The following is a 23,456-nucleotide window of genomic DNA, read 5'->3' as shown; positions in this document are numbered from 1 at the left end:
ACTCCAGACAAGACGAGACGAGACGTTGCGTTCCGCTTTATCATGCGCACCCGCACATCGCTTGTCAAGACGCAACGTCTCGTCTCGGTCTAGGATGTGGTCATGACATCACCCCGAGGTTCCCTTCGCCGCAGCGAACGCTCCCGCCGCGCGATCCTGGACGCCACGCGCGCGCTGGTCGCCGAACACGGCTACGCGAAGGTCGGCATCGAAGCCATCGCCGCCCGCGCGGGCGTGGGCAAGCAGACGATCTACCGCTGGTGGCCGTCCAAAGGCGCGGTGGTGCTCGACGCGGTGCGCGCTCTGAGCGAGAACGGCGAAGGTCAACTCGCCCTTCCCGACACCGGTGATCTGGAGGGCGATCTCAAGCAGGTGCTGCGGGCCACGGCGGCCGAGTTCGCCGATCCCACGTTCGACGCGCTGATCCGCGGACTGACCACCGAGCTGGCGCACGACCTTGGCCTGGCCGCCGCCTACGCCGAACACACCGCCGAGCTGGAGGAGGCGAAGCGGCAGCGGTTGCGCAGCGGCCAGCGGGCAGGGCAGCTGTCCCCCGACGCCGATCTCGACATCGTGCTGGACCTGCTCTTCGCTCCCCTGTTCCGCCGCTGGCTGCTGCGCACCGGCCCGCTGACCCCCGACTACGCCGACACGCTGGTGGAGGCGGCGCTGCGGGCATTCGCGCCGCCCGAGCCCGTCACCGCTTCCTGATCACCTCGTAGAGGCTCGGCCAGCCGTTGCCGCCGTGCCCGGCCGCGATGGCGCGGTGGTAGTAGGACTGCACCGCCCGTGGCAGCGTGGCGTCGATTCCGGCCGCGTCGCTGGCGCCGACGATGTGGTCGGCGGTGGCTCCCATCATGGTCACCGATGCCCCGTCACCCGGGTAGTCGCCGCGTTCGAGCTGCTCGGCGATGCCTCGCAGGAAATACGACACCATGTCGAACATCTCCGTGGCGTAGGGCGCGAACGTCGGTTCGGGCACGCCAGCGGCCTTCAGCAGCGCCGTGGCGTGCAGGTAGGCCGCCAGTGAGGTGAGGAAGATGTCGAGCTGCGCCTGGTAGTAGAGCTGGGCCAGCGCGTGGTCCTCGCCGCGGTAGTCGGGCCTGCCCAGCACCGCGAGCGTCGCCTCGTGCGCGTCGAACGAGTCGCGAGGGCCGCTGTAGAAGACGTAGGACTGTTCGGTGCCCACCAGCTCCTCGGACACCATGACCCCGCCGACGAGCAGACGGGCGCCGTGGTCGCTCAGCCAGCGCGCCGCCTCGACGGTCCGTTGTGGAGTGTCGGAGCTGAGGTTGACGATCAGCTTGCCTGCCAGGGAGTCGGTGGCGGTGGACAGGATGTCGTCCATGGCCTGGTAGTCGGTGAGGCTGAGAAGCACGATCTCGCTCGCGGCCAGTGCGTCGGCGACGGTGGCGGCACGGGTGGCTCCCTTGGCGACGACGGCGTCGGCGCGGGAGGCCGTGCGGTTCCACACTGTCACGGGGTGGCCCGCGCCGAGCAGGGCGGTGGTCATGGCCTGCCCCATCGGGCCGAGGCCGATGACGGTGACGGGCTCGCGGGTGTCGTTGGTGCTCATGCGTTGTCTCCTGTCGTTGTTGTCGTGGTGGTGAGGTCGTCGATGACGCCAGTGATGTCCTCGTGGCCGTGACCGTCGTCGGTGCGGCGGCGCAGCAGCTGCCCGAGTGGTTCCAGCAGCAGCGGGTTGACGCCACGGTCGCGGGCCACGGTGAGGAAGGCGTCGTAGGCGGCGGCCTGCATGGCGAGGGGGGACACGACGTCCCCGGCGTGGTCGCCGTCGTCGATGCGCCCTGCCGCCGAGTCGGCCCACGCGGCCATGCTGGTCAGCCACTCCCGCAGCACGGGTGCGAACTCGCGGGCGGTGATCCCGCCGGTGCGCACGAGCGCGAAGGCGTGCAGGATGCCGCCGAGCATGCCGTACATGCCGCTGAGCAGCGCGAGATCCTGCAACGCGGCCAGGCTCGGGTCGCTGCCGAGGTAGCGGACGTCGCCGAACGCCTCCAGCGCCGGGCGTGCGGTCTCCAGCGCCTGTTCGGAGCCGCTGTAGATGACGAACGCCGACGGGGTGCCGATCTGCGGCGGGACGGCCATGATGCCGCCGTCGAGGAACTCGGCGCCGTGGCAGGCCGCCCAGGAGGCGAGTTCGGCGGAGCCCTCCGGTGTGGTGTTGGTGACGTTGACCAGTGTGCGCCCGGCCAGCGCGCCCGCGTGGTCGTCGAGGACGTCGTGGACGGCGGTGTGGTCGAGCAGGCAGGTGACGATCACCTGGCCGGCTCGCAGAGCCTCGTCGATGTCGCCTGCCCGTGCCGCGCCCCTGGCGACCAGCGGTGCTGTCTTCGCCGGGGTGCGGTTCCACACCGTCACGGCGTGGCCCGCGTCGATCAGGGCCGTGGCCAGTGCGGATCCCATCGCGCCGAGGCCCAGCACCGTGACGGAGGTGGGTGGTGGTCGTTCCATACCGACCACGATGCGAGGCCGCGCGCACGGATTCCGCACGGGCGGCGCACGGGAATGTCAGTGCGCGCGGCTACGGTGGGGCCGTGCGTTTCGGGGTGCTGGGGCCGCTGGCGGTGTGGACCGACGCGGGTACGCCGGTGCGTGTCCGGGAAGGCAAGGTCAGGGCGTTGCTGGCGGTGCTCGCGCTCAACGCGGGCGCCGAGGTGCCACTCGGCCGGATCGTCGAGGCGCTGTGGGAGGGCGCGGCGCCGTCCGACCCGGCGAACACCGTGCAGACGAAGGTTTCCCAGCTGCGGCGCGCGCTGGAGGCGGCCGAGCCCGGTGCCCGCGCGCTGGTGGTGCGACGAGGCAGCGGCTATGTGCTGGACGTGGCCGGTGCCGCCGTCGATGCCTGCCGGTTCCGGCTGCTGACGGCGAAAGCGGCGGGGACGCGTGACCCGCACGGCCGGGTGGCGGTGTTCGGCGAGGCTCTGGCGTTGTGGCGGGGGGAACCGCTGGAGGAGTTCGCCCAGCCCGTGCTCGTCGCCGAGGCCGCCCGGCTGTCGCGGCAGGAGCTGGCTGCCCGCGAGGAGCTGGCGCAGGCCCGGCTCGACGCCGGTGGCGATCTCGCAGGGCTGGCCGACGAATTGGCCGAGGTGGTGTCGCGGCATCCACTGCGGGAACGCCTGCGCGGCCTGCACATGCGTGCCCTCTATCTCGCGGGGCGTCAGACGGAGGCGCTGGCCGCGTTCGCCGATCTGCGCGCGCGGTTGGCCGAGGAGCTGGGCGCCGACCCCGGCCCGGAGATCCGCAGCCTGCACGAGGCGATCCTGCGGCACGATCCCGCACTCGGCGCCACAGCGGCGCAGCGCGAGGGTGCCGGGCGGGCGCGGGCCGAGTTGACGCGGACCGAGCAGACCAACCTGCCGGTGCCTCTCACAGGTCTTGTTGGGCGTGACACCGCCGTGGAGGCGGTGCGCGCGGCGTTGCGGGCGCACCGCCTCGTCACCCTCACCGGACCCGGCGGTGTCGGCAAGACGCGCCTCGCCGTCGAGGTCGGTACCCGGGAACTTCCGTCGGTGCGCGACGGCGTGTGGCTGGTGGAGCTGGCCGGTGCCGAACGCGACCACCCCGGACGTCCGGTGCCGGTCGAGCGGATCGCCGACGCGCTGGCCGCTGCGCTCGGTGTGCAGGAGAGCGCGAGCCGCGGCGGGCGCTCGATGCTCGATCAGCTCGCGGGCGCGCTGCGCGATCGCAGGCTGCTGCTGGTGGTGGACAACTGTGAGGCGGTGGTCGAGCCGGTGGCGGCCGTGGTGAGCCGCCTGCTGCGCGCTCTTCCTCGGCTGCGGGTGCTGGCCACCAGCAGGGAACCGCTCGGGGTGGCGGGGGAAGCGCTGTGGGAGGTGCCCGCGCTGGGTGTCCCGCAACGGCCCTCGCGTCCGGTGTCCCCCGGCCACGACGGCGTGCATGAAGATCACGGCGACGCTGCGGCTGTGGAGCGGGCGGTGACCTTCAGCTCCGTGCGCCTGTTCATGGACCGCGCCACGGCGGCCGTGCCCGGATTCGCGCTCACCCCGGACATTGTGGGCGCCGTCAGCGAGATCTGCCGCAGACTCGACGGGCTTCCCCTTGCTCTGGAGCTGGCGGCCACCCGCCTGCGGAGCATGGGCCCGCACGAACTGCTGTCCCGATTGGACGATCGGTTCCGGTTGCTCACAAGAGGTCCCCGTGACATGCCGGAACGGCAGCGCACCCTGCGCGCGGTCATCGAGTGGAGCTGGCGGTTGCTGGACGACACCGAGCGCGCGGTGCTGCGACGGCTGGCGGTGCACCCCGGTGGGGCGGGGCTCGCCGAGGCTGAGGTCGTGTGCGCGGGCGGTGACGTGGCAGGTGAGGATGTCGCCGAGGTGCTCGCGCGGCTGGTCGATCGGTCGCTCGTCGTGCGGGAGGCCCACGGCACCGCCACTCGATACCGGCTGCTGGAGTCGGTCGCCGCGTACAGTCTCGAGCAGCTCGCCGACGCCGGGGAGACCGGCACCGCCCGCGCCCGCCATGCCGACGTGTACGCGGAGCTGGCCTCGGCGGCCGACCACGGCCTGCGTGGTCCGGGCCAGTGTTGCCTGCTCGGCGACCTCGACGTGGAGTCGGCCAACCTGAGTGCTGCCCTCGACACCCTGCTGGGCACGCGGCAGCCGGTTGCCGCTGCCCGCCTGGTCATCACGCTGACCTGGTACTGGTTCCTGCGGGGCAGGCTCTCCACCGCCCGCAGAGCCTTGCGGGAGACCCTGGCCGTCATGGACTCGGAGACCCCCCAGGCGCCCGAGGCGGAGGTGGTGTCGGCCTGGCTGGCCGGTCTGGAACTGCTGTCCGGGCACCGGCTCGCCCGCTCGGTCGGCGATGTCGCCGACCGGCTCGGAGGTGGTCGGCGGGACGGGGCTCGCGCGCGGGCGTTGTGGTGGCTCGGCCACGCACTCGGCACGGTCGGGGACCTGCGGGCGGCCAAACGCGCCACCCGCCGCGCGCTGGAGGATTTCCGCTCCTGCGGCGACCGGTGGGGTATCGCCGCCGCGCTCGGCGATCTGGCGAGTCAGCGGCTCGCCGTCGGTGACCTGCCCGGCGCGCATATCGCCGCCGACGAGTGCTCGGCGCTGTTCGCACAGCTCGGCGACCGGTGGGGCCAGTTGCAGGCGGCGTTCATCTCGGGCACGCTGGCCGGCCTGCACGGCGACGACGTCAAGGCCGAGCACGGCTTCCGCACTGCCTTGGCCATGGCGGATGAACTCGGGCTGCGGCCGGAGATGTCGTATCAGACCTCGTGGCTGGGCCGGGTGGCGTTGCTGCGCGGTGATCTCGCCGAGGCTCGCCGCCTGCACGAGGAAGCCCTACGGATCGCCACCGACCAGGGTTTTTCGCCCGGCGAGATGTACGCGCGCACGGGCCTCGCGCTCGGTGCGCGCCGCGAAGGCGCGCTGGAGGAGGCGCAGCGTCATCTGACGGTGCTGCTCGGCTGGCACCGCGACCACGACGCGCCGTCCAGCGAAGCGCTCATCCTCGCCGAGCTGGGTTTCGTCGCCGAACTGCGGGGGGACGCGGAGGAGGCGATGCGCAGGCAGCGCGAGGGCCTTGCCGCGGCCCGCCGCAGCCGTGACCCCAGGGCCGTCGCGCTCGGCGTCGAGGGCCTCGCCGGGGCCGAGGCTCTCGCGGGTAACACCCGGAGGGCGCGGCGGCTGCTCGCGGTGGCCGCCCGCATCCGCGCGGGTGTCGGTGTGCCGCTGCGGCCGGGTGAACGCGGCGACGTGGACCGCATCGCCGCGCGGATTGCCGAGGCCGCCGCCGTTCCCGCCGGTGCGCGGTGACGGCTCGCGTCGTGCGGGGGGTGTGGGCGAGTGCGGCGCGGTTCCCGAGGTGGGCGCGGTGTCCACAACGTCGCTGCCGAGGTGGCCTCGGCCCTTTCTCGCCACCCGAGGCGTGGTCGTGATGGCCGCGACGGCTGCGCTGTGTCACCGATGATGGCCGGTTTCGGCCACCGCATCCCTCGTTTCGCCGATATCGGCGCGACAGTGGTATGTACCAGTGTGGATCTTCTCGGAACTGCACCGGGAAGGGTGGCGATACCAGTGTTGGATCGCAGAGATCTGTCACCGCGCGCGACCACGGCCAGGCTCACCGTCCTCGGTGTCGCCGTCGTGCTCAGCGCCGGACTGGCGACCGTCCCGCACTCCCCCGTGTCGGCTGACGCAGGGGCCGTGTCGGTGACCGTCACCGAAGGGACCAACCTCACCGCGTCGGCCGCGCCGGACGGCAGCGTGGTCATGGACCTGCAAGGACTGCTCTTCCGTGTCCCCGCAGGCGGAGGGAAAGCGCAGCGGCTGACCTCGGTGGAGGCCGAAGCCGCGCGACCCGACGTCGGACCGGACGGCCGCATCGCCTACCAGGGCTACGCCGACGGCCGCTTTCACATCTGGATCGCCGGCCCCGACGGCGGTGACCCCGTGCGGCTCACCCACGGCGGGTTCGACGACCGCGAACCGAGCTGGTCACCGGATGGCCGCACGATCGCGTTCTCCTCCGACCGGGGCGGCTCCTACGACATCTGGACCGTGGACGTCGCCACCGGCGAACTCACCCGCCGCACCGACGGGCCGGGGCAGGAGCACACGCCCGCCTGGCATCCCGGAGGGGAAGACCTCGCCTACGTCGCCGATACGGAGATCGCCGCCGTCGCTCCCGACGGCACCACCCGCACCCTCGTGCCCGCGCCCGAGGGCAAAGCCGGACTGCATGCTCCCTCCTGGTCGCCGGACGGCGAGCATCTCGCCTACGTGCGCCACGACGGCACCCGCGCCGACCTCGTCGTCGATGGCAGGGCTGTCACCCACGGCGAGGACGTGTTCCTCTTCGCCGCCGACTGGCTCGACGACGAGCGGCTGCTCTACACCGCCGACGGGGCGCTGCGCTCGCGTGACCTCACCGCAGGCACGGCCGGGGACATCCCGTTCGAGGCCACGATCGAGATACCCCGCGTGGAGTACCGTCGCAAGGATCACGACTTCGACGACACCGGCAGGCATCCCGTCCGGGGCATCCTCACCCCGGCCCTCTCGCCCGACGCGCGGCACGTGGCGTTCGTCGCGCTGAACGACCTGTGGCTCATGCCGCTCGACGGCACACCTCGCAGGCTCACCCACGACCACGCCGCCGAGAGCAATCCCGTGTTCTCCCCCGACGGGCGCCTCCTCGCCTACGCCACCGACCGGGCAGGCACCCCCGACCTGTATGTGCGGGATCTGCGGGACGGCACCGAACGCAGGGTCACCGCGCTCGACGGCGCCGAGACCTCCCCCGCTTTCTCCCCCGACGGCACCAGACTCGCGTTTCAGGACCAGGACGGCGCCACCTACGTCCTCGACCTGCGCACGGGGAGGGTGCGGCAACTGGTGCCGTCGTTGTTCGGGCCGGGCCGCCCGAGTTGGTCGGCCGACGGCAAGACCCTCGCGTTCGCGGCGGTCAAACCGTATTCGGCCCGGTTCAGGGAGGGCACCAGCCAGATCCTCGCCGTCGATGTGGCCACCGGAAAGCAGACCTTCCACGCCCCTGGCGGGGAGCACGCCTCCATCTCCACGCGCGGCGATGACGGTCCCGTGTGGTCACCGGACGGGCGGTCGATGGCCTTCGTGGTCAACTCCACGCTGCGGGTCATGCCGGTGGCCGCCGACGGCACCCCGGCAGGCCCGGCGCGCGAACTCAACGGCGAGGTCGCTGACGCCCCCTCGTGGAGCGGCGACTCCAGGCGGCTGTTGTACCTGTCGAACGGGACTCTGCGGCTGGCCGACGTCGCCACAGGTGAGGCCCGCGACGTGAACGTGCCCCTGCACTACCGCCCCGACGTGGCGCGGGGCCGCACGGTCATCCACGCCGGCGCGTTCTGGGACGGCGCGAGCCGCCGCCTCCGCCACGACGTGGATGTGGTCGTGGAGGGCAACCGGATCGCGTCGGTGACATCACATCGTCGCGGCGCTCACGGTGAGGGCCGGTTCGTCGATGCGTCCGACCTCACTGTGCTTCCCGGGCTCATGGACTCCCATGTGCATCAGGAGTACGAGTCCCGCTTCTACGGCGACCGGCAGGGCAGGATCAGTCTCGCCTACGGCATCACCTCGACCCTCTCGGTGGGCGACCAGGTGTATCGGGCGGTGGAGGATCGCGAGTCGCTGGATTCCGGCTCCCGGGTCGGCCCCCGCTTCCACGCCACCGGGGAGCCGATCGACGGCTCCCGCGTCTACTACAACTTCATGCGCCCCACCACCAGCGACGCGCAGGTGGAGCTGGAGCTGTCCAGGGCGAAGGCTCTCGACTACGACATGCTCAAGACCTATGTGCGACTGCCGGCCAACCGGATGCGCGCCGTCATCGACGCCGCCCACGAGCTGGGGGTGCCCTCGGCGTCGCACTACCTGTCCCCCGGTGCTCACCTCGGTCAGGACGGCACGACGCATCTGGCCGCGACCCAGCGGCTCGGCTACGCGCGTACCCTGACCGCCACCGCCACCTCCTACGGCGACGTCGCCGCCCTCTACGGGCAAGGGCGGCGTTCGGTGACGGCCACGCTGTTCACCACGGAGTTCCTGGGGGCGGAGGAGATCGCCTCGGATCCGCGCCTGGCGCTGTATCCGCCGTGGACCCGGCAGAAGTTGCTCGCCGACACCCATGACAACACAACAGCACCGTCCGATCCGGACTGTTCCACCGCCGACTGCCGGGAGGTGCGGGCGCTGGGGGCCGTCGCCGACGCGGGAGGCCGCGTTGTCGCGGGCACCGACTCGCCGCTGGCGTACGTGGGTGTGGGACTGCACGCCAACCTGCGGGAACTCGTCGGCTACGGCTGGACACCGTACGACGCGCTGCGCACCGCCACCGTCAACGCCGCCGAGAACCTCGGCGTCGCCGACGACGTGGGCACCCTGGAGCCGGGCAAGATCGCGGACCTCATCATGGTGCGCGGTGACCCGCTGCGTGACATCGACGCCGCGATGAACGTCGAGGCCACCATGGTGGGCGGGCACCTGTTCACCCGCGACGAACTGCTGCGCCCCTACACTCCCGGCCACACCGCGACCCCGGTGGCCACGGAAGCGGATTCTGCTGCCGCTGCCGAGCCGGCCACGACGGTGGCGGAGTGGGCGGACCCCGCGGCCGGGTCGCGCTACTGGTGGCATGCCCCCGAGGTGGTGGCCGACGCCTACGACCACTCCTGCAGCGCCTACGACGACCCAGGCCATCGGCACGAACCTCGGCAGGCGGGCGGAACGACCTAGTCCGGCCAGGGCAGTGACGCCGCCTCGTGTCCCGGGAACACCGGCCAGGGCACGAGGCGGCCTTGCTCACGGCCCGGCAGGATCGAACCTGTCCCGTACCCTGGTGACTTCCCACGGTGCGTCGTCCACCGGCCAGCTCTCGATCAGCTTTTCGACCAGATCACGATGGTTTTCGGCGCCGACCCCCAACAGACCCCACGCCGCAGCGGCCTGGACCGCAGGCTCGGGACAGCGGGTCGCTCTGAGGAGCAGTGGTACGAAGTCACTCCCCGCGTCGCCGAGCAGCTCCAGTGCCCTGGCCCTGTCGCGCACAGGCACGCCACCGTCGCATGCGATATTCCCGAGGGCTTCCCCGAGCCGCCGGTCAACCGTCCCGGTGTTCGCGACTACCGTTTCGACCGTGTCGAGAACCCGCTCACGAAGGTGATCACTCCCGGCAGTTTTGACGATCTCGGCCAACAGCGTGGGATCGTCCGCAGCCAGAACGTCCAATGCGGACAACGCGGACAGATACCGTGGCTCAAGGCGGTGTGTGCCGCGGCTCTCGGGTGGTGGGGGTTGTCGCAAGATCTCCCGGACACGGTCCGCCACGAGCGCCTTCTCCGGTTCACGGGTTTGCTCACCGCCCCGCCTCACAGCGCCGTCAGGGCTCCACCAGTGGTCGAGGGCGATACCCACGGCCGCAGGATCGCCGCTGTTCAGCAGCGTGCGGAGCGCCTCGTGGTACGAGTCGTCCATCGTGGGAGCCCGCAGCCTCCGGTGCGCGCGGGCCAGGTCCGGGTCCGTCAGCCGATGACCCTTCCAGTGGACGCTGTGGGGGCTGCCGAGGATCAGATCGATGGGATTGGAGCCCCAGGGACGCGAGGGAGGCTGATCTCCCCAACTGTCGGCAGCGTCTTCCAGAACGGCGCGGTGCCGATCCAAACCTCCCGTGTTGACCAGGAAATAGGCGGCGTGGGCCTGAACCCTCGGCTCGCACTCGCGAAGCGCCCGGAGAAGTACGGGGTCCGCGTCGGCGCCGAGGCCATCGGCGAGCACGCGGATCGCGGTCTCCTTGACGGCGAATCCCACGGACGGCTCGGCAAGCAGGTCGCGCACGGCGCCGACGAGCCTCTCGTCTCTCACCTTGACGCCGTCGAGCAGGCCGTGGACCACCCACAGCGCCTCCTGACGGACCGCGTCGGACCTCGTGCGTGAGAGGACCTCCAGCAGAAGATCGGCATCGCCGTGTTCGGGAGGCTGCGTCCTGAGAAGGTTCAGGGCGCTCACCTCTGCGGGAGGCAGAGGCCGCCGGAGCACCTCACGAGCACGGCACAGCACCTCGGGAAGGTAGTCCTCCGCTTGCTGCCGATCCTTGAGAACACGAGTCAAACCCCTTGACGACTCGAAGTGATCCAGTGCGATCCCCACGGCGACCGGATCGTCGCTGTGCAGCAAGGTCGCGAACGCGCGCAGGCATTCCTCATCGCCGGACGGGAACCTCAGCTCCTCGTGAGCCTTCCGCAGCGCCGGATCGTCCGGCTCGGTGTCCGTCCAGTAGGTGCTGTGAAAGCCGTCGAGCACCTCCCGGCGAAGGTGCCCGGCCTCCCCTCCCACGTCCTCGGGCCAGCACTCCACCACCCGCCTGACCAGTTCCCGGTGAACACGGAGCCGTAACGGTGCCGCGAGCCAGCTCACCGCGCGCACCTGGAGTTCCTCCTCGGCCGAATCAGCGAGCCGTACCATCAGATGCTCGATCTCGGGGAGATCAAGATCCTCCAGCGCCTGCACTGCGTCCTTCCTGGTTTGCGCATCCAGATTCTCGTCCAGCACCATGGCCGTGATCAGCGCCAGCAGCCGCCGGTTCGGCTCTTCACTCGCTGTCAGAGCCGTGCTGGCGGCGAGGAGTGCCGTTGCCCGCACCTCGGCGTCCGGTGTGCCGTCGAGGACGTCGGCGATGACGTCGGCGTCCTCCTCCTCGGCGAGATGCCACATCACGGCGAGAGCGCTCACATGGCCTGGGCCGATCGGAGCCCGGCCGAGTAGCTCTCGGGCGGCGAAAAGTACCTCACTGTCCAGCGACGTGTAGGGGTTGTCCACGCCCCATCGCGTGGCCGCCTGCGCCGAGAGGTAGTCGTCCAGAGCGTCAAGGACGACCTCGGGATCGTCGCTGCGCAGCCGGGCACTGAACTCACAGAGCCGGGACCTGTCACCCTCGCCCACGAGACTCCCTTCGTCACTTTTCTCTCAGCCTGGCACGTTCGCCGAACCCGCCGGATGGTCGTCAACCGGCAGCGGACAGCGCCGACAGCGCGGAGCGAGCCGACTCTCCGGATCGCGCCTGCCGCTGGATTACGCCGGTGGCGTAACCGCTTCGCGCAGCCGGTCGGCGCCCTACCGTGACCGCATGCACTCACCTGTCACAGGCACCGCAGCCGGTGTGCCGTTCACCGCCCTGCCACCCGCGTCCCCCGGCCCCGCGCCGCTGATCGTCACCTGGCACATGCTCGACGCGCCGCGATCGGATGCCGCGTTCGCCGCAGCACTGCCGATGAACGACGTCCCCGCGTGGCGGGTCCACCTCGGCATGCCGATGTGCGGGGCACGCATGGTGGACGGCAGCATGGCCGCCGGTCTGGAGCTGTTGCGCGAGGACGTGCTGATGTCCGCCCTCTGGCCTTTCGTCTGGCAGGCGACCGAGGAGTTCCCCGCCGCACTGGCCTCGATCCGCGCGCAACTGCCGGTCGAAGACGGCCCGATCGGCGTGCTCGGCGGCTCGCTGGGTGGCGCCGTCGCGCTCCGCGTCCTTGCCCACACCGAGATCCCCGTGTTCGCCGCAGCCGTCGTCAACGCCGCCGTCCGGATCCGGTCCGTCGTCAGCCTTTTCCCCGGCGACTACCCGTACGACGCCGAATCGGAGAAGGTCGCCGACGACCTGGACTTCGTCACGAAGGCCGGCGTCATCGCCGAACGCGCGCCGCTGCTGGTGGTCAGCGGCGAGCAGGACCATCCGGCGCTGCGTGCCGACGCCAGCGATCTCACCGCCGCCGTGGGCGCAAGAGCCGAACTGGTGGCGATACCCGGACTGGCCCACCCGCTCGCCGACGAACCCGGCATCGAGCCCGCACCGCAACTGCCGCAGACTCGTGCGGTGGACGCCCAGCTGAGCACGTGGTTCCGCCGCCACCTGCCCGAGCCGGGACGACACCACTGACGGTTCCAGCCACCCCGGAATATCGGGCCCTGTCAGTGCTCGGCGGCGTAGTCGCGGAGGTACTCGGCGAACTTCTCCACTCCGTCGATGTTGCGAGGGCTGGAGATTCCCTCGTTGTAGGCGAGGACGAAGAAGTTGTTCTCCACGACGGCCGGGAGTTTCGCGGTCGTGGGGTTGCCGCGGAGGAAGGCGATCTTCTCATCGGCTGAGGTGTCGCCGTAGTCGAGAATGATGATGATCTCCGGTTGGGCTTCGACCACCGCCTCCCAGCTCACCTCGGTCCAGCGTTCGTCGAGCTCGCCGAAGATGTTCCTCCCCCCGGCGAGCCGGATGATGTCGTTGGGCGGGACCTGCTTGGCCGCGGTGAAGGGCCGGTCGGTGCCCGAGTCGTAGAGGAACACCGGAACCGGATTCCCCTCGGGTGCCTGTCGTTGCACCGCCGCGACCCGCTCTCGGTAGTCCGCCACCAGTGTCCGGGCCCGGTCCTCGGCACCGAAGATCCGGCCGAGGCGCTCCAGATCCGTGTAAAGGCCCTCGATCGGCGTCGTCCGCTCAGGAAAACCCGGATAGTTGTAGCAGGACTCGGTGTGCATGAAGCTCTGGATTCCGAGCGTGTCGAGGATTTCCGGGGTGATGCCCCGAGAGTCGGAGAAGCCGGAGTTCCAGCCCGCGACGACGAAGTCCGCGCCCGCGTCCACGACCAGCTCCCGGTTGAGCAGGTCATCACCGAGAAACTCGACCTTGCCGTATTCGTCGGCCCACGGTGACTCCGACACCGGCGGGTTGGCCGGGGGCATCACGTAGCCGTGCACGTGGTCGGTCAGTCCGAGGGCGAACATCTTGTCGGCGCTGCCGCCCTCGTAGACCGCCGCGCGCCGCGGCGTGGTGTATTCGACTTCTTCCCCGCACCGGTTCACGGTCACCGTGGTGTCCGCTCCGCTGTTGTCCACGTCCGCGCCACAGGCGGAGAGAACGAGAACGGTGGATAGTGCGAAGGAGGTCGCCGTCAGCTGGCGGCGTCGGGAGATCGTCATGTGTTTCCTTGTCTCGTTGTCGAGCGAGAACTCTGTGACTGCGGCGTGGTGCCGAGTGCGAACAGAACCTGGGGAGCGCCGGTCAGCGGGTGGTCCACGACAACGGCGTCCACTTCGAAGACCTCCCGGATCAGCGGCGGGGTCAGGACATCGCGGGGCGGGCCGGACGTGACGAGCCGGCCGTGGTCGAGGACGCCAATCTCGTCGCATCCGGCTGCGGCGAGGTTGAGGTCGTGGACGACTAGCAAGACCGTCACGCCCATCGAGCGGACGAGTGAGAGCAGCTGGATCTGGTGCCGCACGTCGAGGTGGTTCGTGGGTTCGTCCAGCACCAGAACGGACGGTTCCTGCGCGAGCGCGCGGGCGATGAGTACTCGTTGCAGCTCCCCTCCCGACAGCGCCAGAACGCCCCGCTCGGCGAGGTGAGTGATGTCGAGGCTCGCCATCGCCTCCTCGCACAGTCGCGCGTCGCGTGCGGCGAGGGGCGTGTTACCGCTCCGGTGCGGGATACGTCCGAACGCGACGAGTTCACGCACGGTGAAGTCCAGATCGGACCCGCCGTGCTGGGCCAGCGCAGCTACCCGCCGCGCTCCCTCACGCCGGTGCAGCGTGTGGAGGTCGTCGCCGCCCACCCACACGACGCCGTTGCTGGGCCGCAGCGCGCGGTACACGCAGCGCAACGCCGTCGATTTGCCCGATCTGTTCGGCCCGACGAGGCCGACGACCTTCCCTGCGGGCACGGTGAGATTCAGGTCGTGGACGATCTGGTGGCCGTCGATCTCGACGGAGACGGCGTCGAAGTGAACCCGCATCAGCGGCCTCCGAAAACGTAGGCGCGGCGGCGCAGAAGAACGACGAACACGGGCACGCCGACCACAGCGGTGAGCACGCCGAGCGGCAATTCCCGTGGAGCGGCGACCGTGCGGGCGAAGAGATCGACCCAGATCATGACCACCGCCCCGACCAGCGGGGCGACCAGCAGCACTCGATGGTGCATGGCGCCGACGAGCATGCGGGTGATGTGTGGAACGACGAGCCCGACGAAGCCGATCGCCCCGCTGGCTGCCACCATGGCGCCGGTCATCGCGGCGGTGACGGCGAAGAGCACTTTGCGGTTGCGTTCGCCGTGGACACCCAGGCTCGCGGCGGTTTCGTCGCCCAGTGTCAGGACGTCGAGCACGCGGCCGTAGCGCCGCAGGACGACCATTCCGAGCAGCACCACGGCTCCCACGATCGGGACCGTCGCCCAGGTGGCGGCACCGAAGCTGCCCATCGACCAGAACAGCACCGTGCTGGTTGACTCGCTCGTGGGCACCAGATACACGAGCAGGCTCATCGCGGCCTGGAAGCCGAAGGACAGCGCGACCCCGGTCAGAAGCAACCGCAGCGGGGTTACTCCCGCCCTGCCCTGCGCCAGGAGATACACCACGGCTGTCGCGCCGAGGGCCGCGACGAAAGCTCCGGCGGCCACGGCGTAGATGCTCAGTGCCGCCAAGGCTCCGGTCACGCTCACCGCCACCGCCCCGACGGACGCTCCGGATGAGACGCCGAGAACGAAGGGGTCCGCCAGTGCGTTGCGCACCACCGCCTGCATCGCGACGCCGACCGCGGCCAGCCCGGCGCCCACGACGGCGGCCAGCAGCACGCGAGGGGTGCGGATCTGCCAGATGATCTGGTACTTCGGGAACTCCTCGCGGGAGACGGTGCCTCCGGTGAGGGCCTCCCACAGCAGGCGCGCCGTCTGATCGAGCGAGATGGCGGCCGAGCCCAGTCCGATCGCGGCGAAGACCGAGAGCACGAGTGCCACCACCAGTCCCGGAACCAGCCACGCGAGCGAGTGGGAGCTTCTCGTCGCGGGAGCACGAGCCGCGCTCGGCCCACGGACGTCGGTACGATCAACCACGCGATAACGATAATAGTTTTCATTAACGTTTGGCTACTGCGGTGATTGTGCGACTCGTCTCGGCAGGCGTCAGGACTGGACCGCCTGCTCCTCGCCCGCATCGCCCTCGCTCCGCTCGAGCCGGGGCCAGGTTCCACTCCATGCGCGACCATGGCGAGCCAGGCCGAAGGTTCAGCCGGAAACCGACAATCTCCGGCTACGCGGCGACGACCTCGTCCACAGTGTTCGATCCGATGGCGTGGCAGTGCGGGCTGATGGCAGGTGAGCACGAGGATCGAGCGACGACGTCGCCGGATCGCTCGGCGCAACTCTCGTTACTACGACGGCGCGGCTGCGTGTTCGATTCACAGGAAGGGTGCGCAGTGCCGTGAACTGCGCTTTCAGCGGATCACCTTCCAAGATTGACCGACTGTACCAGCGCTGCCGAATATGACAACAGTTTTCATCTACTGTGGTGTCTCCGTCACCGGCCACGACCCGAGGAGCCCGTGTCCACCGTGTCCTCTCCGCCCCCATTGCCCGCTTCCGGCGCGTCCTCCGCTGACGCCCGGCGCCGGTCGATCCTCCGCGACGCGGCGTTCCTCCGGTTGTGGTCCGGCACCACCGCGTCCGGCCTGGCGACCTGGGCCCTGCCCTACGTGCTCGGGCTCGCCGTGCTCGATCGCTCACTCACCGCCGTCGAACTCGGTGTGCTGCTCGCCGCGCGCACGATCGGCTTCCTCGTCGCGGTCCCCGTCAGCGGTGTACTGGCGGATCGCCATTCCCGCAGGGCTGTGGTGTTCTGGTCCTGTCTCACCTCGGCCATCGCGCTGCCCGTGATGGCGCTGGGAGTGGGCTCCTCACCCTGGCTCGCGGCCGTCGCAGCCGGTGTGGCCGGAGCGGGTCAAGGCGCCTGCCGACCGGCATACCAGGCTTTGACCGCCGAGGTGGTTGACGAGCCACGTCGGCAGCAAGCCAACGCCGCGATGACCTTGGCGGTGCGGGTCACCACGCTGATCGCGCCCGCCGTCACGGCTCTGCTCGCGGTCCTGGCGAGCACCCGGGTCCTGCTGTGGGGTGTCGGCGTGCTGTGGTTGATCGCCGCCACGGTGCCTCCGGCCGGACGACGGGCCTGCGCGGGGAAGCGGCCTTCCACCGCTGTCGTCGCGGACTTCGCCGAAGGGCTGAGGGAAGCGCGCAGGCATCCGTGGTTTCTCGCCGGGCTCGGAGCACTGACCGCGGTGATCGCCACCGGATACTCGGCGACCGGGGTCGTGCTGCCGCTCGTCAGCCGCGACCGCTACGGCAGCGAAGCCGTTCTCGCGGGCGCCACCACGGCCTACGTCGTGGGCGCGCTCGTCGGGGCCGTGGTGGTGGCGCGGTGGAGGCCCGGCGCCCAGGGCTGGGCCGCGCTCGCCGGCCTCGCGCTCTACGGCTTCGCCCCACTCGCCCTGCTGCTCCCGGTGCCGCCCGCCGCCATCCTCGCCGCCTACGTCCTCGCCGGGATCGGCATCGAGATGTTCAACGTCCCGTGGTTCACCGCCACCCAGCGTGAGGTGGCTCCGGACAAACTGGCCCGCGTCTCGTCCCTGGATTTCCTGCTGTCGTACGGGCTCGCGCCCGTGGGACTGATCCTGATCGCCCCCGCCATCGACGCCTTCGGCGCCTCCGTGGTGCTCGGCGCCTGCGCCGTCGTGTGCTTCGCCGCGCCCGCCGCTGCCGCCCTCGTGCCGGGCACCCGAGGGTTCTCCCGCGAGCGGAGACAGGCCGGGGCGATCGAGGACTGACCCGGACTGTTCTCGCTCTGCCGGACACGACCAGTCGTCGCGGCCGACGGAGCAGGGCGGGAGGTGGCTCACCGAGGACCGGGGCTGGCGCCGAGCGAGAACAGCCCCGCCGATCAGGCAGAGACCGGCTCCAGTCCGGCGCCGTCGAGAGGCGGGTAGTGCTCGCCGCCCATCCTCTCGGCCGCGGCGATGTAGTCGAGCAGCGCGCTGCGGGAGCGGGCGATCCGATCCAGTTGCTCGTCGAGCCGGTGCAGCCGCGACCGCATCGCCGCCAGCAGTTCGGGACACCCGACCAGTTCCGGAACCTCCCCTCTCGCGCAAGGCAACAGGTATGCGATGTCCTCAGAGGACAGACCGGCGCCGAGCAGGTGCCGGATCTGGCTCACCCGCAGCACGGCGTCCTCACCGAACTCGCGATAGCCGTTCGCTCCCCGATCCGCCTCGAGCAGGCCCTGCGCCTCGTAGTAACGCAACTGGTGGGCGTTGACGCCCGTCCGGCGACTCAGTTCACCGATCCGCACCGCAAAAACCTCGCTTGACCTTCACACCGGTATCAACGTTGACGATGCTGTCATGACTCACAACACCGACACACCCGTGACCATTCTCGGCCTCGGACTGATGGGCCAGGCGCTCGCGGGCGCGTTCCTGAAGGCCGGGCATCCCGTCACCGTGTGGAACCGCACCGCGAGCAAAGCCGACCGCCTGGTGGCCGAGGGCGCGCAGCCGGCGCCGACGGTCGGCGACGCCCTCAAAGCCGGTGCGCTGACGATCGTCTGCCTCACCGACTATCAGGCCGTGCACGACGTGCTCGACACCGGCGTCAACCTGGACGGCACGACACTGGTGAACCTGACCTCGGGCGACTCGGCGCAGGCCAGGGACACGGCCCGATGGGCGTGGCAGCGCGGCGCCCGCTACCTCGACGGCGCCATCATGGCCATCCCCTCGGCGATCGGAACCGCCGAGGCGGTGATCCTGCACAGCGGACCCAAGCCGGACTTCGACGCGCACGCTGCGACGCTCGGCGCGCTCGGCACCGTCACCTACCTCGGCGAGGACCCCGGTCTGGCGTCCCTGTACGACGTGGCGGGCCTCACCATGATGTGGAGTGTCCTCAACGCCTGGTTGCAGGGAACCGCTCTGCTCAGGGCGGCAGGCATCGACGCGGCTACCTTCGCGCCGTTCGCCGCGCAGATCGCGACCGGAGTGGCCGGGTGGCTGCCCGGATACGCCGAGCAGATCGACAACGGCTCGTTCCCCGCCGAAGTCTCGGCACTGGAAACCGACGTGCGGGCGATGAAACACATGGTCCAGGAAAACGAAACGGCAGGCATCAACGCCGAACTCCCGAAGCTCATCAAGGCGATGGCCGACCGCGCGATCGCCGCAGGGCACGGCAAGGAGCAGTACCCCGTGCTGATCGAGGAATTCACCAAACCCTGAAAGCCCCTGACACAGCGGTCCGGCCGCCCTTGTGATCGAACGCCCTGTGCCGGGCGCTCTGACGCGGAAAGACCCGGCGCACGGCGTCCCCGACCGATGGCGTGGGCGGCAAGTACTGAAGCACGTCAGATTCCGCGACCACCCGATCCCCCTACGTTGGTGTTCACCAGCGAACACGCACCCGAGGAGAACCAATGAGCGACACGAACGAACTCGTCCAGCGCTACATCGCCGCCTGGAACGAGACCGACCCCACCGCGCGGCAGGCCGTCCTCACCGAGGCCGTCACCGACGACGTCGAATACACCGACCCGCTGGTCTCGGTGCGCGGCAAGGAGGGGCTCGACGCCACCATCGCCGCGGTCAAGGCCCAGTTCTCCGGGATGGTGCTCAGCCTCGGCAGCGCCGTGGACGCCCACCACGACATCGCGCGCTTCACCTGGCACCTGGGGCCGCAGGGCGGCGATCCTGTCGTCTCCGGCTTCGACGTCGTCGTCATCGACGGCGGCCGGATCAGCAGGGTGCTCGGCTTCCTCGACACGGTGCCTTCCGGACACTGAACCGGCCACCGACCACCCGCCCACGGACACAGGAGAATTCCCCATGACCGCCTACGTCATAGCCCACCTGCGCGAAGCCGAGCCGCACCCGGAGATCGCCGAATACATCCGAGCGGATCTCCGGAACCTTCGAGCCGTATGGCGGGCGTTTCCTCGTGCACAACACGGCGCACGAGGTCAAGGAGGGCACCTGGCCGGGACACGTCGTGATGATCGGCTTTCCCGGCGTCGCCGAGGCGAGGGCCTGGTGGGACTCCCCCGCCTACCGGGAGATCGCGCCGCTGCGTTCCCGGCACATCGACGGCGACATCATCCTGGTCGGCGGGGTCGCCGAGGACTACGACCAGACGTCCGTGGCGAAGGCGATCCGTGAGGCCGTGACACCACAGGGGCCTGCCCCCGTCTGATTCAATGCACGCGGCGCGGGGCGCGCCCGGCTCACAGACCCAGCACGTCGGCCAGCTCACCCAGCTCGCCGCGTGAGGTGACACCGAGCTTGGGATAGGCCTTGTAGAGGTGGTAGCCGACGGTGCGGTGGCTGAGGAAAAGCTGTGCCGCGATGTCGCGATTGGACAGTCCTGTCGCGGCGAGCCGCACGATCTGCGCCTCCTGCGGGGTGAGGCCCGCCGCCGCCCCCCGCGCCCCGCGAGGGCGTTCGGGCTTGACCCCGGTTGCGGTGAGTTCGCCACGGGCGCGGTCGGCCCACGGCCGCATGCCGAGCCGGTCGAACACCTCGACGGCAGCGATCAGGTGCCTGCGCGCGTCGGCCTTGCGCCTGGCCCTGCGCAGCCACTCGCCGTAGAGGAGGGAAGTCCTGGCGTACTCGACCGAGCGCCCACCCCGGTCGTGCTGATCCAGGGCCCTCACATAGGACACCTCGGCACGGGCGTCGGTGGCCAGCAGCGCGTGACAGCGCAGCACGAGCGCGTCGGCCCAGCGCTGCCGTGCCGAGGCCGCCCACCGCTCGAAGCGGGCGAGTGGTTCGGCGGCCCGCCCGGCAGCGCCCACGCGCACGGCCGCCTCCACCAGGTCGGGTGTGGCGCGCGTCGCGCAGATGTGGTGGCGCATGGGTTCCCGCATCATGCGTTCGAAGTGGTCGAGCGCCGCCTCGGCGCGGCCGAGGCCGAGGTGCAGCAGTCCGAGCGACCAGTGTGCCCACGGCGCGCCGGGCGACATGGTGGCGTTGCCTGCGTTGGCGAGCGCCTCCTCGGCGTGGCGCACGCATGCCGCCTCGTCTCCCTCCGCAGCGGCGAGGTAGGCGAGCACGCTGCTGAACTGGCTCACCCACTGCGTCTGGCCGGTGTCGCGGGCGAGCCTCAACGCCTCGGTCGCGGTGGTGAGCGCGTCGCGGTGCCGCCCGGTGAAGACCTCGCCTTCGGCCACGAAGAAGAGCACGGTCGGCAGGCGGCCTGCGCCGCCACTGGCGCGATGTTGGTCCGCGAGCGCGGACGCCGCCGTGGAGGCGTCGGTGTCCTGGCCGAGTGCGAGTGCCGCGCCGCAGAGGATCGCGGCCACCTGCTCCGGTATGCGGCCGCGCCGGGACACGGCGGTGAGCGTCTCGCGCAGTGGTGTGGGCTGGGAACCGTCCCGGCCTGCGCGGGTGAGCTGCGTGAGGTAGGACCGGACGGGGGTGAGGGGGTGCTCGTCGGCGAGCGGCAGTGCCGCCAGCCGGTCCAGTGTCGCCGCGAGGTGTCCCTCACCCAGATACCAGGACGTGTGCAGGGCTTGGACGAGCAGCCCTGCGGCCTCGCCGGGATCGCTGTGCCGGGCGAGGCCCGCGCCGTCGAGCAGCATGCCGTGCGCGGTCGAGTAGGCGCCCTGCCAGAAGGACGCCTGTGCTCGCACGCGGGTGAGACGCAGGGCCACCGAGGGATCGGCGTGGCGGGCCGCACGATCTCCCAGCACTCCGGCACGGTCCAGATCACCGGCTTCGAGTGCGGCTTCGGCCGCCAGTGCCTCGCGGCGGGCTCTGGCCGGTGGTTCGGCACTGAGCCGCGCGGCACGTTCGTAGGCCGAGGAGGCCGCCTCGTGCCCGCCGCGCTCGCGGGCGCGGGTGGCGGTGCTCTCCAGTGCCGCGGCGACCTCTTCGTCGGCTCCGGTGGTGGCGGCGGCCAGATGCCAGGCTCTGCGGTCGGCGTGGTCGGCCGAGGCGGCGGGATCGAGGGCGGCCGCGAGCGCACGGTGGACGGCGAGTCGCGCAGCGACCGGTGCCCTGTGGTGGACGGCGGCGCGGAGCAGAGGATGCCGGAACCGGATCGTGGTGCCCTCGGTGTCACCGTGAACCACCAGTCCCGCTTCCTCGGCGGGTGTCAGGTCCTCGGCCCCGATGCCCAGCGTGGCGGCGGCCCGCAGGATCACCGCGAGTTCGCCGGTCTCGTCCGTCGCGGCGACGAGCAGCAGGGTCTGGCAGGCGGAGGGCATCCGGCTGACCTGACCGTGGAAGGCCAGGTGCAGCCTGCTGGTGAGGGGAAGCGCTCCTGCCGAGGACGCGCTGCCGCCGTCCTCGGCGAGGGCGAGGGGCAGTTCCAGCAGTGCCAGCGGATTGCCCCGTGCCTCGGCGAGTAGGCGGTCGCGGGCTGCCGGGGTGAGCGGATGCCGGTCGAGCAGTGCCAGCGCCGCGTGCGGGGCGAGCCCGGTCAGGCGTAGTTCGGGCAGGCCGGGTCCAGGGAAGGAGCCCTCGCCGTCCCTCGCCGCGAAGAGCATGATCACGCCCTCGGCGTGGAGGCGGCGCGCCGCGAACACGAGCGCGTCGCGCGAGGCGCTGTCGAGCCAGTGCGCGTCGTCGAGGAGGCAGAGCAGCCCTTCCTCACCCGCGTGTTCGGTCAGCAGAGACAGCACGGCAAGCCCGGCGAGCGTGGGTTCGAACGTCGAGCCGCGCCCGAGCCCGAAGATCGCTTCCAGGGTTTCGCGTTGCGGGCCCGGTAGCGCGGGAAGGCAGCCGAGTGCGGGGCGTAGCAGGAGCTGAAGCCCCGCGAACGGAAGCTCGGCCTCGAACTCGACTCCGGCGCTTCGCAGCAGCCGCAGGTCCGGTGCCGCTTCGGCGACGTGGTCGAGTAGCGCGGTCTTGCCGATTCCCGGCTCGCCGCGCAGCACGAGTGCCGCGCTGGTGCCCGCGCGGGCTTTCTCCAGTAGCGCGGCGAGCGTTTCGGTTTCGGCTTCCCTGCCGTGCAGCACGGGGCCCATCCTGGCATTCGGCGCCGGGAGCAGGTCACGCGCCGCTGGCGGAGGGCGTCACTCCTCCCCCGCATACACCTGCCGCAGCCGGGCCAGGTCGTCGCCGTCCACGACGATGTCCAGCGAGCGCAGGACGTCCTCCAGCTCGTCGGCGGTGACGGTCCTGGCCTCGGTGGGGCGCCCGTCGGCATATTCAACCTGGTAGCCGCGGCCGGTGAGTTTGCGAACGTGTCCGCGGTCCTTGCGCTGGACGACGAGCCGCCGCGTGAACGGGGAGCTGGGGTGGGTGGCGACGAAGTGATTGCCCACGACGTAGTCGATCGGCCGCTGCGGTGTCTCGTCGAAACCGTGTTCGACGCGCCAGGCGCCGTCCACGGGTTTCTCCAGCAGCCAGAAGCGGTCGTCACGGCGCAGGCGGAACGGCCAGCCGCCGTGGTCGGTGCTCGCGCCGTCGGTCAGGGGAAGGGGCGTCAGCAGCCCGGAGCCGAAGCCGACATCGACGAGGAAGCGGTCGCCGCCGATGCGCGTGAGCAGCATCAGGTGTGTCGCCGGCGCGTCGGGTTTGGCGAAGCCCACTCGTGCGACGCAGCGGCTGACCTCGTAGCCCAGTCGCTCCAGGACGGCGGCGAAGAGCAGGCCGTGTTCGAAGCAGTAGCCGCCGCGCTGCCGGTGCACGAGTTTGGCCGCGATGTCGGCGAGCTCAAGGCTCGGGGTGCGGCCGAGCATGACGTCGATGTTCTCGAACGGGATCGTGCGGACGTGCGCCTCGTGCAGGGCGGTCAGGGCCTGCGCCGACGGCGGTTCGGCGGGAAGGCCGACGCGGCGGAGGTAGGCGTCGAGGTCGAGGGTGTCGATCTGCCAGTCGATCGCCGGGATCGCCTGCGTGGTTGCGGCGGTCGGGGTGGTCGGGGTGGTCGGGGTGGTCACGGTACTCACGAGGCTCACCCTCGCACCTCGACCGCGCTGGAGGTCAACCACCAAACCACCCGAACTGCATAGTTGCTGCACGCAACTTTATTCGTTAGTCTTGTTAATTAACTTTGTGTCCCGTCCGTGATCTCGACCTGCCCGAAGGAGCCACCACGTCCGCGCCGCCCAGCCAGCCGTCCCC

General features: G+C 70.7%; 16 protein-coding genes and 1 pseudogene. 8 read left to right on the top strand and 9 right to left on the bottom strand.

Annotation, left to right across the window (positions count from 1 at the left end):
* The first annotated feature begins 102 nt into the window (after nucleotides 1–102).
* Nucleotides 103–711 (top strand): TetR/AcrR family transcriptional regulator, encoded by a 609-nt coding sequence (locus tag SACXIDRAFT_RS21000; protein WP_006240696.1) that lies wholly within the window; start codon nucleotides 103–105, stop codon nucleotides 709–711.
* Here the strand turns inward: SACXIDRAFT_RS21000 and SACXIDRAFT_RS20995 are convergent.
* Both SACXIDRAFT_RS20995 and SACXIDRAFT_RS20990 read right to left on the bottom strand, forming a co-directional pair.
* The gene (locus SACXIDRAFT_RS20995) at nucleotides 698–1,576 is read right to left on the bottom strand and encodes an NAD(P)-dependent oxidoreductase (protein WP_006240695.1); all 879 of its coding nucleotides are present in this window, start codon (nucleotides 1,574–1,576) and stop codon (nucleotides 698–700) included. The two genes, SACXIDRAFT_RS21000 and SACXIDRAFT_RS20995, sit on opposite strands and share 14 nt — an antisense overlap.
* Nucleotides 1,573–2,475 (bottom strand): NAD(P)-dependent oxidoreductase, encoded by a 903-nt coding sequence (locus SACXIDRAFT_RS20990; protein WP_040922312.1) that lies wholly within the window; start codon nucleotides 2,473–2,475, stop codon nucleotides 1,573–1,575. Before SACXIDRAFT_RS20990 ends, SACXIDRAFT_RS20995 begins: the two co-directional genes overlap by 4 nt.
* Before the next feature lie 83 nt (nucleotides 2,476–2,558).
* Here SACXIDRAFT_RS20990 and SACXIDRAFT_RS23740 point away from each other — a divergent pair, with 83 nt between their 5' ends.
* The gene (locus SACXIDRAFT_RS23740; RefSeq protein ID WP_198284332.1) at nucleotides 2,559–5,810 is read left to right on the top strand and encodes an ATP-binding protein; all 3,252 of its coding nucleotides are present in this window, start codon (nucleotides 2,559–2,561) and stop codon (nucleotides 5,808–5,810) included.
* Between the two features lie 255 nt (nucleotides 5,811–6,065).
* On the top strand, nucleotides 6,066–9,269 hold the full coding sequence (locus tag SACXIDRAFT_RS20980) for an amidohydrolase family protein (protein ID WP_040922865.1): 3,204 nt from the start codon (nucleotides 6,066–6,068) through the stop codon (nucleotides 9,267–9,269).
* 66 nt (nucleotides 9,270–9,335) lie between these two features.
* Here the strand turns inward: SACXIDRAFT_RS20980 and SACXIDRAFT_RS20975 are convergent, their stop codons facing one another.
* Nucleotides 9,336–11,471: a hypothetical protein gene (locus SACXIDRAFT_RS20975; RefSeq protein ID WP_006240691.1), complete on the bottom strand. Its 2,136-nt coding sequence runs from the start codon at nucleotides 11,469–11,471 to the stop codon at nucleotides 9,336–9,338.
* A 184-nt stretch (nucleotides 11,472–11,655) separates the two neighbouring features.
* Here SACXIDRAFT_RS20975 and SACXIDRAFT_RS20970 point away from each other — a divergent pair, with 184 nt between their 5' ends.
* Nucleotides 11,656–12,462: an alpha/beta hydrolase family protein gene (locus SACXIDRAFT_RS20970; protein ID WP_006240690.1), complete on the top strand. Its 807-nt coding sequence runs from the start codon at nucleotides 11,656–11,658 to the stop codon at nucleotides 12,460–12,462.
* Nucleotides 12,463–12,494: 32 nt separating this feature from the next.
* Here SACXIDRAFT_RS20970 and SACXIDRAFT_RS20965 read toward each other — a convergent pair whose 3' ends face one another.
* The 3 genes from SACXIDRAFT_RS20965 to SACXIDRAFT_RS20955 are packed head-to-tail and all read right to left on the bottom strand — an operon-like array spanning nucleotide 12,495 to nucleotide 15,399.
* Entirely contained in the window at nucleotides 12,495–13,496 is a 1,002-nt protein-coding gene (locus SACXIDRAFT_RS20965; protein WP_006240689.1) for an ABC transporter substrate-binding protein, read from the bottom strand.
* On the bottom strand, nucleotides 13,493–14,308 hold the full coding sequence (locus tag SACXIDRAFT_RS20960) for an ABC transporter ATP-binding protein (RefSeq protein ID WP_006240688.1): 816 nt from the start codon (nucleotides 14,306–14,308) through the stop codon (nucleotides 13,493–13,495). Before SACXIDRAFT_RS20960 ends, SACXIDRAFT_RS20965 begins: the two co-directional genes overlap by 4 nt.
* Entirely contained in the window at nucleotides 14,308–15,399 is a 1,092-nt protein-coding gene (locus SACXIDRAFT_RS20955) for a FecCD family ABC transporter permease (protein WP_040922311.1), read from the bottom strand. Before SACXIDRAFT_RS20955 ends, SACXIDRAFT_RS20960 begins: the two co-directional genes overlap by 1 nt.
* 560 nt (nucleotides 15,400–15,959) lie before the next feature.
* On the opposite strand from SACXIDRAFT_RS20955, the gene SACXIDRAFT_RS20950 reads away from it, so the two are divergent.
* On the top strand, nucleotides 15,960–17,165 hold the full coding sequence (locus SACXIDRAFT_RS20950; protein ID WP_040922863.1) for an MFS transporter: 1,206 nt from the start codon (nucleotides 15,960–15,962) through the stop codon (nucleotides 17,163–17,165).
* A gap of 113 nt (nucleotides 17,166–17,278) precedes the next feature.
* Here SACXIDRAFT_RS20950 and SACXIDRAFT_RS20945 read toward each other — a convergent pair whose 3' ends face one another.
* Nucleotides 17,279–17,686 (bottom strand): MerR family transcriptional regulator, encoded by a 408-nt coding sequence (locus SACXIDRAFT_RS20945; RefSeq protein ID WP_006240685.1) that lies wholly within the window; start codon nucleotides 17,684–17,686, stop codon nucleotides 17,279–17,281.
* A gap of 52 nt (nucleotides 17,687–17,738) precedes the next feature.
* Here SACXIDRAFT_RS20945 and SACXIDRAFT_RS20940 point away from each other — a divergent pair, with 52 nt between their 5' ends.
* The 3 genes and pseudogenes from SACXIDRAFT_RS20940 (at nucleotide 17,739) to SACXIDRAFT_RS20930 (ending at nucleotide 19,578) form a co-directional block, all read left to right on the top strand.
* Nucleotides 17,739–18,611 carry an NAD(P)-dependent oxidoreductase gene (locus SACXIDRAFT_RS20940; protein ID WP_006240684.1) on the top strand — a complete coding sequence of 291 codons (873 nt, stop codon included), beginning with the start codon at nucleotides 17,739–17,741 and terminating at the stop codon, nucleotides 18,609–18,611.
* A 194-nt stretch (nucleotides 18,612–18,805) separates the two neighbouring features.
* Nucleotides 18,806–19,171: a nuclear transport factor 2 family protein gene (locus SACXIDRAFT_RS20935; RefSeq protein WP_006240683.1), complete on the top strand. Its 366-nt coding sequence runs from the start codon at nucleotides 18,806–18,808 to the stop codon at nucleotides 19,169–19,171.
* 43 nt (nucleotides 19,172–19,214) lie between these two features.
* Nucleotides 19,215–19,578: pseudogene (locus SACXIDRAFT_RS20930) on the top strand (DUF1330 domain-containing protein).
* Between the two features lie 31 nt (nucleotides 19,579–19,609).
* Here SACXIDRAFT_RS20930 and SACXIDRAFT_RS20925 read toward each other — a convergent pair.
* Nucleotides 19,610–22,354: a helix-turn-helix transcriptional regulator gene (locus tag SACXIDRAFT_RS20925; protein ID WP_040922310.1), complete on the bottom strand. Its 2,745-nt coding sequence runs from the start codon at nucleotides 22,352–22,354 to the stop codon at nucleotides 19,610–19,612.
* A gap of 48 nt (nucleotides 22,355–22,402) precedes the next feature.
* The gene (locus SACXIDRAFT_RS20920) at nucleotides 22,403–23,290 is read right to left on the bottom strand and encodes an arylamine N-acetyltransferase family protein (protein ID WP_006240680.1); all 888 of its coding nucleotides are present in this window, start codon (nucleotides 23,288–23,290) and stop codon (nucleotides 22,403–22,405) included.
* Nucleotides 23,291–23,456 lie beyond the last annotated feature (166 nt).

It is taken from the genome of Saccharomonospora xinjiangensis XJ-54, from assembly GCF_000258175.1.
Classification (GTDB): Bacteria; Actinomycetota; Actinomycetes; order Mycobacteriales; family Pseudonocardiaceae; genus Saccharomonospora; species Saccharomonospora xinjiangensis.
Note: the sequence above shows the minus strand (reverse complement) of the source record. Positions and strands in the feature narration are given on the sequence as shown.

Coding starts and splice junctions, on each gene's coding strand:
- SACXIDRAFT_RS21000 (WP_006240696.1), top strand. CDS start 103: ATGACATCACCCCGAGGTTCCCTTCGCCGCAGCGAACGCTCCCGCCGC.
- SACXIDRAFT_RS20935 (WP_006240683.1), top strand. CDS start 18,806: ATGAGCGACACGAACGAACTCGTCCAGCGCTACATCGCCGCCTGGAAC.
- SACXIDRAFT_RS20995 (WP_006240695.1), bottom strand. CDS start 1,576: ATGAGCACCAACGACACCCGCGAGCCCGTCACCGTCATCGGCCTCGGC.
- SACXIDRAFT_RS20925 (WP_040922310.1), bottom strand. CDS start 22,354: ATGGGCCCCGTGCTGCACGGCAGGGAAGCCGAAACCGAAACGCTCGCC.
- SACXIDRAFT_RS20960 (WP_006240688.1), bottom strand. CDS start 14,308: ATGCGGGTTCACTTCGACGCCGTCTCCGTCGAGATCGACGGCCACCAG.
- SACXIDRAFT_RS20965 (WP_006240689.1), bottom strand. CDS start 13,496: ATGACGATCTCCCGACGCCGCCAGCTGACGGCGACCTCCTTCGCACTA.
- SACXIDRAFT_RS20990 (WP_040922312.1), bottom strand. CDS start 2,475: ATGGAACGACCACCACCCACCTCCGTCACGGTGCTGGGCCTCGGCGCG.
- SACXIDRAFT_RS20970 (WP_006240690.1), top strand. CDS start 11,656: ATGCACTCACCTGTCACAGGCACCGCAGCCGGTGTGCCGTTCACCGCC.
- SACXIDRAFT_RS20940 (WP_006240684.1), top strand. CDS start 17,739: ATGACTCACAACACCGACACACCCGTGACCATTCTCGGCCTCGGACTG.